8 protein-coding genes are annotated in these 12,369 nt (G+C 64.2%); 5 read left to right on the forward strand and 3 right to left on the reverse strand.

Features of this window, described 5'->3' with window-relative positions:
- Window positions 1–613: 613 nt before the first annotated feature.
- Window positions 614–1,009: a DUF4124 domain-containing protein gene (locus AO057_RS17550; protein WP_168163372.1), complete on the forward strand. Its 396-nt coding sequence runs from the start codon at window positions 614–616 to the stop codon at window positions 1,007–1,009.
- Window positions 1,006–1,989 (forward strand): trypsin-like peptidase domain-containing protein, encoded by a 984-nt coding sequence (locus AO057_RS17555; protein WP_168163373.1) that lies wholly within the window; start codon window positions 1,006–1,008, stop codon window positions 1,987–1,989. Before AO057_RS17550 ends, AO057_RS17555 begins: the two co-directional genes overlap by 4 nt.
- A gap of 86 nt (window positions 1,990–2,075) precedes the next feature.
- Here AO057_RS17555 and lpdA read toward each other — a convergent pair whose 3' ends face one another.
- From lpdA to aceE, 3 genes are all read right to left on the reverse strand, one after another.
- On the reverse strand, window positions 2,076–3,884 hold the full coding sequence (gene lpdA / locus AO057_RS12725; RefSeq protein ID WP_057676308.1) for a dihydrolipoyl dehydrogenase: 1,809 nt from the start codon (window positions 3,882–3,884) through the stop codon (window positions 2,076–2,078).
- A gap of 9 nt (window positions 3,885–3,893) precedes the next feature.
- Complete coding sequence (gene aceF, locus AO057_RS12730) at window positions 3,894–5,222, reverse strand: dihydrolipoyllysine-residue acetyltransferase (RefSeq protein WP_082605551.1); 1,329 nt, start codon at window positions 5,220–5,222, stop codon at window positions 3,894–3,896.
- Window positions 5,223–5,319: 97 nt separating this feature from the next.
- Window positions 5,320–8,043: a pyruvate dehydrogenase (acetyl-transferring), homodimeric type gene (gene aceE, locus AO057_RS12735; RefSeq protein ID WP_057676309.1), complete on the reverse strand. Its 2,724-nt coding sequence runs from the start codon at window positions 8,041–8,043 to the stop codon at window positions 5,320–5,322.
- A 176-nt stretch (window positions 8,044–8,219) separates the two neighbouring features.
- On the opposite strand from aceE, the gene AO057_RS12740 reads away from it, so the two are divergent.
- The 3 genes from AO057_RS12740 to folD all read left to right on the forward strand — a co-directional run bounded on the left by AO057_RS12740 (window position 8,220) and on the right by folD (window position 12,339).
- The gene (locus AO057_RS12740) at window positions 8,220–10,781 is read left to right on the forward strand and encodes a PAS domain-containing sensor histidine kinase (RefSeq protein ID WP_057676310.1); all 2,562 of its coding nucleotides are present in this window, start codon (window positions 8,220–8,222) and stop codon (window positions 10,779–10,781) included.
- Window positions 10,778–11,401: a response regulator transcription factor gene (locus AO057_RS12745; protein ID WP_057676311.1), complete on the forward strand. Its 624-nt coding sequence runs from the start codon at window positions 10,778–10,780 to the stop codon at window positions 11,399–11,401. Before AO057_RS12740 ends, AO057_RS12745 begins: the two co-directional genes overlap by 4 nt.
- A 74-nt stretch (window positions 11,402–11,475) precedes the next feature.
- A complete protein-coding gene (gene folD, locus AO057_RS12750; RefSeq protein ID WP_057676312.1) occupies window positions 11,476–12,339 on the forward strand; it encodes a bifunctional methylenetetrahydrofolate dehydrogenase/methenyltetrahydrofolate cyclohydrolase FolD in 864 nt (287 codons plus the stop codon).
- Window positions 12,340–12,369: the final 30 nt, after the last annotated feature.

The following is a 12,369-nucleotide window of genomic DNA, read 5'->3' on the forward strand; positions in this document are numbered from 1 at the left end:
GCCTTCTTCACGTTTCGCAGTTCATGAAACCGGGTCGCCCTTTTCACACTCCACTATTTGTAACTCGATGTAATCCAGTGTAACCTTTTGTAACATAAAAAGCAGGATCATGGCCAACCCCCAGGGGCATGGCCTCCAGGGGGATGGACAGTAAAAAAAGGCGCTACAAGACGCCCGAGTTCTTGAAGGCGAAAAGATCTGGCGGTGGGTCGATGCTCTGGCCCAGCGTGGGGCTACCGGTGCTCTTGCCGCAGTCAGCGGCGTCCCCGCTTCCTGTCACCTGTGCGGCTCATTCAATGTATCGGCCCCGGACTCAATTCACTGTTCGACAGCGCACATAGGGCATGGCCGTCACATGCACGTTGAGGGCCACGTCACGCAATTCGAAGGCCTGCTTGGCCGATAGCGAGGAAGAAGCCCGCCAACGCTTTCGTCACTGGCCATGTTTCGCAACGAGCGACCGGCTTGTTTGCGTGTTGGTAAACACGTCGGTGCAAAACCACGCGCCACTCCGCCACCACAGAAGTCCACTCTGGCAGATGGGACAGCCGGACGAATCTTTACTTGTACACTTTGTACGATTGATCTATCAACGCCCGGGGTGCTGCGTACCATGTCTTCTAAGTTCATGTGGATCATCGGTCTGGCCATGGCGCTTCCGGTCGCGTCACACGCAGCCGCATACAAGTGCACCGATGCCAAGGGCAGGGTATCTTTTTCCGACATCCCCTGCCCTACAAGCGCCGCCACGGCAGAAAAGGTAATGGGCCGCGGCGCAGGCTACAACCCTTTGTCGGACGAAGAGAAAAGCGAATTCAAAAGGGGTGTGATGATGAGCTGCACCGGGCCGCGCAATGTGTGCGAATGCTTTGGCGAAACTCTGGCCAACACCCTGACCTACGAGGAGGTTCAGCAGGCCATGAAAAACCGCAACCAGCCAACGCCCTTCATCGAAGAGAAGTCGAAAAAAGCCATGCGCTCCTGTCAGGCTACGGAGTCCAGGCGTTGACACGTGATCTGTATGCCTTGCTGGGCGTAACGCCCGAGGAAAACGCAGAGACCATTGCCGCGGTGTGCGCCAGGAAGCTGGATGAGGCCCTAGATCACAACACCAAAGTCGTCTTGCGCCATGCACGTGAAGTGCTGTGCAACCCTGTCTCCCGCGCCGCCTATGACACCAGGCAACGCGAGAAAAGTGCACCGTTGGACTCGTGGCAACTCCCCGTTGAACAGTCCAGTGGGGGTTTGAGGCACGTCAGACTTGTACTGACGTTGCTGATCGGCCTTCTGGCTCTGGGCATCAGCGCCTGGCTATTGGCAAAAAAGGCCAAGACCACTGCGGCCCCGGCGAAACGCCCCACCTACGTCGTCGTCGAGCAGACCGTCCCGGTACCAGCCACACCCGCCCCGAACCTGCCGAGCACGGCAGCGAATGCTGTCAACCCCGAAACGCTGTATGCGGCAGCAGCACCCAGCGTGGTCGTGGTCGAATCCATGAATGCAAACGGCCAGCCCTACAGTCGTGGCAGTGGGGTCGTGATCGGCCAGCAGACCGTGATCACCAATTGCCATGTGATCGATCGCGCCATCACCGTCAAAGTCAAATCTGGCGCCTCCGAGTTCAGCGCCTCCAGTGGCACCTCGGATACTTACCTGGATCTGTGCATCCTGCAGGTGGAGGGTTTGTCCGTGCCTGAGGTCAGGCGTGGCAGCACGAAAACCCTGCAGGTGGGGCAGACGGTCTATGCGATCGGTGCTCCGCAGGGGCTCGACCGAACACTGAGTCAGGGGCTGATCTCGGCACTGCGCGAGACACCCGATGGCACCGTGATTCAGACCTCTGCAGCCATTTCGCCGGGATCATCCGGGGGTGGCTTGTTCGATGCCGAGGGGCGTCTCATCGGCATCACCACGTTCCAGACCAAGCTGGGGCAAAACCTCAACTTTGCGCTTCCGGTGGATTGGCTGGAGACCATGCGCACCCGCTAGGCCATGCGCCGCATGACGATGGCGCCCATGGCGGCATCGGATAAGCCAGACGAGCCTTGCGCGTCTGGTTCTGCGACAACAGCCGTCTACTTGCGCGCCGGAGGCACGTCGGTGCAGGAACCGTGTGCCACTTCCGCCGCCATGCCGATGCTTTCGCCCAGCGTGGGGTGCGGGTGGATGGTCTTGCCGATGTCCACGGCGTCGGCACCCATCTCGATGGCCAGCGCGATCTCGCCGATCATGTCGCCCGCATGCGTGCCCACGATGCCGCCACCGACGATGCGGTGCGTCTCCTCGTCGAACAGCAGCTTGGTGAAGCCTTCGTCGCGGCCGTTGGCGATGGCGCGGCCCGAAGCCGTCCAGGGGAACAGGCCCTTCTTGACCTTCACCCCTTGCGCCTTGGCCTGCTCCTCGGTCAGGCCCACCCAGGCCACTTCCGGATCGGTGTAGGCCACGCTGGGGATCACACGGGCGTTGAAGGCGGCCGAGGCCAGTTCCTTGTTGCCCTGCAGTTCGCCGGCAATCACCTCGGCCGCCACGTGCGCCTCGTGCACTGCCTTGTGCGCCAGCATGGGCTGGCCCACGATGTCGCCGATGGCGAAGATGTGCGGCACATTGGTGCGCATCTGGATGTCCACCGGAATGAAACCGCGGTCGGTCACGGACACGCCGGCCTTCTCGGCGGCGATCTTCTTGCCGTTGGGCGTGCGGCCGACGGCCTGGAGCACCAGGTCGTAGGTCTGGGGTGGCGGAACCGCCCCACCCGGCTCGGCGCTTTCAAACGTCACCTCGATGCCCTGGGGCGTGGCCTTGGCGCCCACCGTCTTGGTCTTGAGCATGATGTTGTCGAAACGCGGCGCGTTCATCTTCTGCCAGACCTTGACCAGGTCGCGGTCGGCACCCTGCATCAGGCCGTCCATCATCTCCACCACGTCCAGGCGCGCGCCCAGGGTGCTGTAGACCGTGCCCATTTCCAGGCCGATGATGCCGCCGCCCAGGATGAGCATGCGTTTGGGGACTTCCTTGAGCGCCAGCGCGCCGGTGCTGTCGACCACCCGCGGATCGTCCGGCATGAAGGGCAGGCGCACGGCCTGCGAACCGGCCGCAATGATGGCCTTCTTGAAGGCGATGACCTGTTTCTTGCCGGTCTTGTCCTGCGCCGTGCCGCTGGTCTCTTCCACTTCCACGTGGTTGGGGCCAACAAAGGCGCCGTAACCCCGCACGATGGTGACCTTGCGCATCTTGGCCATGGCGGCCAGGCCACCGGTGAGCTTGCCCACCACTTTTTCCTTGTGCCCACGCAGCTTGTCGATGTTCAGCACCGGCTTGCCGAAGTCCACGCCCAGCGCACTCATGTGGCTGACTTCGTCCATCACGGCGGCCACGTGCAACAGGGCCTTGGACGGGATGCAGCCTACATTGAGGCAGACGCCGCCCAGCGAGGCATAACGCTCGACCAGCACGACTTTCAGGCCGAGATCGGCCGCGCGGAAGGCGGCCGAGTAACCGCCGGGGCCGGCACCGAGCACGAGCAGATCGCAGTCCAGGTCGGCGCTGCCGCCGAAGCTGGCCGCCGCAGGCGCGGATGTCGCGGCCTTGGGGGCGGCGGGCGCTGCAGCAGCAGGCGCCGCTGCGACGGGAGCCGGTGCGGCAGCCGCAGACGACTCAAGCAGCAGGACCACCGAACCTTCAGCAACCTTGTCGCCGATCTTGACCTTGAGCTCCTTGACCACACCGCCCTGGCTGGCCGGGATCTCCATGGAGGCCTTGTCGGACTCCACGGTGATCAGGCTCTGCTCGGGCTTGATGGTGTCGCCGGGCTTGACCAGCAGCTCGATCACGGAGACCGATTCGAAGTCACCGATGTCCGGGACCTTGATTTCTATGAGTGCCATCGGTTTTCCTTACAGCATGACACGGCGGAAATCGCCGAGCACCTGGGCCAGGTAGGCGTTGAAACGTGCGCCCGCAGCGCCATCGATCACACGATGGTCATACGACAGCGAGAGCGGCAGCATCAGACGCGGCTGGAAGGCCTGGCCGTCCCAGACCGGCTTCATCGCGCTCTTGGACAGGCCCAGGATGGCCACTTCCGGCGCGTTGATCAGCGGCGTGAAGTAGGTGGTGCCGATGCCACCCAGCGAGGAGATCGAGAAGGTGCCGCCCTGCATGTCGGCAGCGCTCAGCTTGCCATCGCGCGCCTTCTTGGAGAGTTCGGCCATCTCGGCAGAGATCTCCAGCAGGCCCTTCTGGTCGGCGTTCTTGAGCACGGGCACCACCAGGCCATTGGGCGTGTCGGCCGCAAAGCCGATGTTCCAGTAGTTCTTCAGGACCAGCTGCTCGCCGTCGAGACTGGCATTGACCTCGGGGAATTTCTTGAGCGCTGCCACCGCCGCCTTGATGACAAAAGCCAGCATCGTGACCTTGATGCCCGCCTTCTCATTCTCCTTGTTGAGCTGCACACGCAGGGCTTCCAGCTCGGTGATGTCGGCGTCCTCGTAGCTGTTGACGTGCGGGATCATGACCCAATTGCGGTGCAGGTTGGCGCCGCTGATCTTCTTGATGCGCGACAGCTCCTTGCGCTCGATCGGGCCGAACTTGGCGTAGTCGACCTTGGGCCAGGGCAGCAAGCCCAGGCCGGCACCATCACCACCACCGGACGAAGCCGTGCCCATGGCCTGGGTCCGCGCCGCGCCGCTCATCACGGATTGGGTGAAGCGCTTGACGTCTTCGTCGACGATGCGGCCCTTGGGGCCGCTGCCTTTTACCTCTTCCAGCGGCACGCCGAGTTCGCGCGCGAACTTGCGCACCGAGGGGCTGGCGTGCGGCAACTGGCCCTTAGGGGCCGAGGGGTCGTGGGCGGGTACGACGAGAGAGGCCACGGGCGCGGGGGCCGCGGCGGGTTTTGCCGCCACCGGTGCGGCGGCAGGTGCGGCCACGGCGGGCGCCGCTGCAGGCGCCGGGGCTGCCGCGGGTGCCGCGCTGGCGCCCGCATCGGCCGACTCCAGCATCAGCACCACGGAACCCATGGCGACCTTGTCGCCGATCTTGACCTTGAGCTCCTTGACCACACCGGCGTGGCTGGAAGGAATCTCCATGGAGGCCTTGTCGGACTCGACCGTGATGAGGGACTGCTCGGCCTTGACGGTGTCGCCGGGCTTGACCAGCAGTTCGATGACTGCAACCGACTCGAAGTCACCGATGTCCGGGACCTTGATTTCTATGAGTGCCATGTTTGTTCTTCCTTGTTGAGCCGGGACGACTTCGCGGCATGGGCTTTCATCGTTGCACGACAAAAGCCTTCACTGCCCAGTGCATCCCGTTCTGCGCTCAGGCGTAAAGGGGATTCACTTTGTCTGTCTTGATCTTGTACTTGGCGATGGCCTCGGCCACCTTCTCCATCGGCACCGTACCCTCTTCGACCAGCGACCTGAGGGCCGCCACCACAATGTAGTGGCGGTTGACCTCGAAGTGCTCACGCAGCTTGCTGCGGAAATCGCTGCGACCGAAGCCGTCGGTGCCCAGCACCTTGTAGGTCCGGCCCTTGGGAATGTAGGGGCGGATCTGCTCGGAGAAGGTCTTCACGTAGTCGGTCGAGGCGATCACCGGGCCGGCATGCGGCTCGAGTTGCTGCGTGACGAAGGCGACACGCTGCTTCGCTGTCGGGTGCAGCAGGTTCCAGCGCTCGACGTCCTGGCCGTCGCGCGCCAGTTCGTTGAAGCTCGGGCAGCTCCAGACGTTGGCGGTCACGCCCCAGTCTTTCTCGAGCAGCTCCTTGGCGAACATGGATTCGCGCAGGATGGTGCCCGAACCCAGCAGGTTGACCTGCGGGGTCTTCTTGCCGGCCTTGGCTTCCTGCAGCAGGTACATGCCCTTGATGATCTGCTCTTCGGTGCCGGCCTTGAGCCCGGGCATGGCGTAGTTCTCGTTGAGCAGGGTCAGGTAGAAGAAGACGTTGTCCTGCTTCTCCACCATGCGCTTCAAGCCATGGTGCAGGATGATGCCCACTTCGTGCGCGAAGGTCGGGTCGTAGCTCACGCAGTTCGGGATGGTGCTGGCCAGGACCTGGCTGTGGCCGTCCTCGTGCTGCAGGCCTTCGCCGTTGAGCGTGGTGCGCCCGGAGGTGCCGCCCAGCAGGAAACCGCGCGCCTGCATGTCGCCAGCCGCCCAGGCCAGGTCGCCCACGCGCTGCAGGCCGAACATCGAGTAATAGATGTAGAACGGGATCATGATGCGGTTGTTCGTCGAATACGACGTTGCCGCGGCGATCCAGCTGCAGATGCCGCCCGCCTCGTTGATGCCTTCCTGCAGGATCTGGCCGGCCTTGTCTTCCTTGTAGTACATGACCTGGTCCTTGTCGACCGGGGTGTACTTCTGCCCTTCGGGGTTGTAGATGCCGATCTGGCGGAACAGGCCTTCCATGCCGAAGGTGCGCGCCTCGTCCACCAGGATGGGCACCACACGCGGGCCCAGGGCCTGGTCACGCAGCAGCTGCGTGAGGAAACGCACATAGGCCTGCGTGGTGGAAATCTCGCGACCCTCGGCCGTGGGCTCCAGCACCGACTTGAAGGTCTCCAGCGACGGCACGGTGAAGCTCTCGCTCGACACGGTACGACGCTTGGGCAGGTAACCGCCCAAGGCCTGGCGGCGCTCGTGCAGGTACTTCATCTCCGGCGTGTCGTCGGCCGGCTTGTAGAACGGGATCTTGGGCAGCTCGCTGTCAGGGATCGGGATGTTGAAGCGGTCGCGCATGTAGCGGATGTCGTCATCGCCGAGCTTCTTGGTCTGGTGCGCGGTGTTCTTGCCCTCGCCGGCCTTGCCCATGCCCCAGCCCTTGACGGTCTTGACCAGCAGCACGGTGGGGCCGCCCTGGGAGTTGTGGGCCTTGTGGAAGGCGGCATAGACCTTCTGCGCGTCGTGACCGCCGCGGCGCAGGCCCCAGACTTCCTGGTCGCTCATCTTGGACACCATCTCCAGCGTGCGCGGATCGCGGCCGAAGAAGTTCTTGCGCACGAAGGCACCGTCATTGGCCTTGAAGGCCTGGTAGTCGCCGTCCAGCGTGTCCATCATGATCTTGCGCAGCGCACCGTCCTTGTCGCGCGCCAGCAGGCCGTCCCACTCCTTGCCCCAGATCAGCTTGATGACGTTCCAGCCGGCACCACGGAACTCGCCCTCGAGCTCCTGGATGATCTTGCCGTTGCCGCGCACCGGGCCGTCCAGGCGCTGCAGGTTGCAGTTGACCACGAAGACCAGGTTGTCGAGCTTCTCGCGCGCGGCCAGGCCGATGGCACCCAGGCTTTCGGGTTCGTCCATCTCGCCGTCACCGCAGAAGACCCAGACCTTGCGCTGGCTGGTGTCGGCCAGGCCGCGGGCGTGCAGGTACTTGAGAAAACGCGCCTGGTAGATCGACATGATGGGCCCCAGGCCCATGGACACGGTAGGGAACTGCCAGAAACCGGGCATCAGCTTGGGATGCGGGTAGCTGGACAGGCCCTTGCCGTCGACTTCCTGGCGGAAGTTCAGCATCTGCTCTTCGCTGATACGGCCTTCCAGGAAGGCGCGGGCATAGATGCCGGGCGAGGAATGGCCCTGGATGTAGAGCAGGTCGCCACCATGGGTGCCGCCCTCGTCGGTGTTGTCGGCGTGCCAGAAGTGGTTGAAGCCGGCGGCGAACATGTGCGCCAGCGACTGGAAGGAACTGATGTGGCCACCCAGGTCGCCACCGTCGGCCGGGTCCAGGCGGTTGGCCTTGACCACCATGGCCATGGCGTTCCAGCGCATATAGGCGCGCAAGCGGCCTTCGAGGTCCAGGTTACCGGGGCTGTGCGCCTCCTGGTCCGGCTCGATGGTGTTGGTGTAGCCGGTGGTGGCCGAGAACGGCAGGTCGATGCTGTGCTCGCGCGCATGTTCCAGCAGTTGTTCCAGCAGGAAATGGGCACGTTCCGGGCCCTCCTGCGCAATCACGGCTTCCAGGGCGTGCTTCCATTCAAGGGTTTCCTGGCTGTCGATATCTTGGGCTTCGATTCCCGACAGGTTCTGGGGCAGGGCTGACATGCTTGGCTCCTCTTGGTTTTAGGCACGGAACTTGTTCGCAGACAAGTTCTTCAGTCAATGTAGAACGATCTAGGAGTTTCTCATAATTTTTTGCCTATTTCAAGGCGTGCTTGTCTATTTCACATTATGGATTTCACGCAGACCCCGGAAGGTCATACGGAATACACTTGGCACACATGCAAACACGACTGAGCCAGCTGCTGCCTTACCTGCGCGAACTGCCCGCGCTGGTGCGACTTCGGCAGTGGTGGCGCCGGCAGTCCCCCCACCGCCAGGACCGTTACGCCATGCTGGCGCCGCTGGTGGCCGTCCTGCTGTTTCTGGCCGCCATCGTGGCCGCCTTTGGCTATTTGCGCCTGGAGGAGATGGAGCGGGAACAGGAAGCGGTTCGGCGCGACGTGGAATACGCCCAGCAGCGCATGCGCCTGCGATTGCTGGAGCGTCAGGAGGAACTGGTGCGCCTCGCCCAGGAAGTCTCCAGCCAGGAGCTGGACGCCGACCAGTTCCGCAACCGTGCCAACGTGCTGCTCAACCAGTACCCCGAACTCCAGGGGCTGAGCTGGATCGACGAACGCCGCCGCCTGCGCGTCGCCCATGGCAATCCCAGTCTGGCGCACAGCCTGGTCAACAGCCCCGTCCGCAGCGGCGTGCTGCCGGAAAAACCCAGCGAGACCGAGAACGCCTTTGCCCTGGCGCGTGAACTGCGCCAGCCCATCTATGTGCAGCGCAGCGCCACGCCGGATGGCACCGCGCTGCTGGAGCTGCACCTGCCCTTGCACAGCCGAACCCGCTTCGCTGGTGTGCTGCTGGCCGAGTACTCGCTGGACACGCTCTACCGCTATGGCGTCCCCTCGGAAGTCTCGGCGCGTTATGCCGTCTCCCTGCGCGATTCCCGCGGCGAGGTGCTGGCCGGCAGCAGCGCCCCCAAGCGCAACCGGGCGGGCCAGTGGCTGGGCTGGGCCTCACATGCGAACGAATATGAAGTGCCGGTCTCGCCCGTGGGCAACGGTCTGGTGCTGCACGCCCAGGCCTATCGCGCTTCGCTGGGCGTGGTGGGCAGCGGCCTGTTCTGGCTGGTCGGCACGCTCAGCGTGATGACGGCCTGGATGCTGATCGCCAACTGGCGCCACACCCGCCGGCGCATGCAGGCGCAGCAGGCCCTGGTGCTGGAGACCAATTTCCGCCGCGCCATGGAGAACTCCATGCCCACGGGCATGCGCGCGCTCGACCTGCAAGGCCACATCACCTACGTCAACGCCGCCTTCTGCCAGATGACGGGCTGGAGCGAACGCGAACTGGTCGGCTGCACGGCCCCCTTCCCCTACTGGCCCGAGGAAGACCGCGACATGCTGATGGGCCGGCTGGAAGACGAGCTGACCGGCCGTGTGACCCCAGGCGGCTTCCAGGTGCGCGTCAAGCGCAAGGACGGCACCCTGTTCGATGCCCGCATCTACGTCTCGCCGCTGATCGACGCACGCGGCCTGCAGACCGGCTGGATGACCTCGATGACCGACATCACCGAGCCCAACCGCGTACGCGAGCAGCTTTATGCCTCCTACGAGCGCTTCACCACGGTGCTGGAGGCGCTGGACGCCTCGGTCTCGGTCGCGCCGCTGGGCGCCGACGAGCTGCTGTTCGCGAACAAGCTGTACCGGCTCTGGTTCCATGAACAGAGCAACGGCCATGTGCGCCTGTCCACCCAGGCCGGCCTGCCGGCGCGGGTGAGCACCGAGGACAGCCAGGACAGCGTGGATGGCCTGGTCGGCATGCCCACCAGCGCCCTGCCCGACGCCGACGCCGAGAACGCCGAGGTCTACGTCGAGGAACTCGGCAAGTGGCTGGAGGTGCGCACCCGTTACCTGACCTGGGTGGACGGGCGCCTGGCGCAGATGGTGATCGCCACCGACATCACGCCGCGCCGCCTGGCCGAGGCCCAGTCCGCCGCCCAGGCCGAGCGCGCCCAGACTGCCAGCCGCCTGATCACCATGGGCGAGATGGCCTCCAGCGTGGCCCACGAACTGAACCAGCCGCTGACCGCCATCAACAACTACTGCAACGGCATGGTCTCGCGCATCAAGGCGCAGCAGATCTCCGAGGAGGACCTGCTGGGCGCGCTGGAAAAAACCGCCAAGCAGGCCCAGCGCGCCGGCCAGATCATCCAGCGCATCCGCGCCTTCGTGAAACGCAGTGAGCCGAACCGCACGCTCTCCGAAGTGGCCGTCATGGTCAACGAGGCCGTGGAACTGGCCGAGATCGAACTGCGCCGCTACAACGTGCGCCTGAGCTACTTCATGGCCGACCTGCCGCCGGTGCTGGTCGACCCCATCCTGATCGAGCAGGTACTGGTCAACCTGCTGAAAAACGCCGCCGAGTCCATCGTCCATGCGCAACGCCCGCCACCGCATCGCCGCGTGGAACTGCACGTGCTGCCCGCCACCGTCGAGGGCAAGCCGGTGGTGGAGTTCACCGTGACCGACACCGGCCGTGGCATCGCCCCGGAGGTCATGGCACGCCTGTACGAGGCCTTCCACACGACCAAGGCGGAAGGCATGGGCATCGGTCTGTCCCTGTGCCGTTCCATCGTCGAGTCGCACCAGGGCCGGATGAAAGCCGAGAACCTCTACAATGGCTCCGAAGTCACCGGCTGCCGTTTCACCTTCTGGCTGCCCGTGGACGGACCAGCGGCTGCGTCAGCCCCTCCACAACTGCAAGCAGAAAAACCTCAGGTTAGAGCATGAGTCTGATTCCGAAAAAAGGCACGGTCTATGTGGTCGACGACGACGAGGCCGTACGCGATTCGCTGCAATGGTTGCTCGAGGGCAAGGACTACCGGGTGCGCTGCTTCGACTCGGCCGAGTCCTTCCTCAATCGCTACGACCCGCGCGAGGTGGCCTGCCTGATCGTCGACATCCGCATGGAAGGCATGACCGGGCTGGAACTGCAGAACCGCCTGCTCGAAGGCCACTCGCCCCTGCCCGTCGTGTTCATCACCGGCCACGGCGACGTGCCCATGGCCGTGGACACCATGAAAAAGGGCGCCATGGATTTCATCCAGAAGCCCTTCAAGGAAGACCAGCTGGTGACCCTGGTCGAGCGCATGCTTGATCGCGCCCGCGAAACCTTCAGCGTGCACCAGCAGGCCGCCAGCCGTGAAGCCCTGCTGGCGAAGCTCACGCTGCGCGAAAGCCAGGTGCTGGAGCGCATCGTCGCCGGCCGCCTGAACAAGCAGATCGCCGACGACCTGGGCATCAGCATCAAGACGGTGGAGGCGCACCGCGCCAACATCATGGAAAAGCTCAACGCCAACACCGTCGCTGACCTGCTGAAGATCGCCCTGGGACAAGCCGCCAAAGCCTGACCGCCCCCTCGCCCCTGCGACGCCCGCCTCGTTCGTTCCAGCGGGCGTTTTTACTTGACCGACGGAAACACACCATGACGCAGACCACCGGCCGACTGATCGACGGCAATGCACTCTCCAAACAACTGCGCGGCGACGTTGCCCAGCGCGCCGCCGCCCTCAAGGCCCGCGGCATCACGCCCGGCCTGGCCGTGGTCCTGGTCGGCGAGAACCCGGCCTCCCAGGTTTACGTGCGCAACAAGGTCAAGGCCTGCGAAGACAGCGGCCTGCACTCGGTACTTGAGAAGTACGAGGCTTCCATGACCGAAGCCCAGCTGCTGGCGCGCATTGAGGCCCTCAACAAGGACCCTGCCATCCACGGCATCCTGGTGCAGTTGCCCCTGCCCGCGCACATCGACGCGCACAAGGTGATCGAAGCCATCTCCCCGGCCAAGGACGTGGACGGTTTCCACGTCGCCAGCGCCGGCGCGCTGATGGTCGGCCAGCCCGGCTTCTGGCCCTGCACCCCCTACGGCTGCATGAAGATGCTGGAATCGATCAACTATGACCTCAAGGGCAAGCACGCCGTGGTCATCGGCCGCTCCAATATCGTGGGCAAGCCCATGGCCCTGATGCTGCTGCAGCAGAATGCCACCGTGACGATCTGCCACAGCGCTACCCCGGACCTCAAGGCCATGACCCTGCAGGCCGACGTGATCGTCGCCGCCGTGGGCAAGCGCAAGGTGCTGACCGCCGACATGGTGAAACCCGGCGCCGTGGTGATCGACGTCGGCATGAACCGCAATGACGAAGGCAAACTCTGCGGCGACGTGGATTTCGAAGGCGTGAAGCAGGTTGCGGGCTGGATCACCCCGGTGCCCGGCGGCGTCGGCCCCATGACCATCACCATGCTGCTGGTCAACACCCTGGAAGCCGCCGAACGCGTGGCGGCGGGCTGATCGGGAACATCAGCAAAAGCTATGGGGACA

It is taken from the genome of Curvibacter sp. PAE-UM, from assembly GCF_001432305.1.
Classification (GTDB): domain Bacteria; phylum Pseudomonadota; class Gammaproteobacteria; order Burkholderiales; family Burkholderiaceae_C; genus Hylemonella.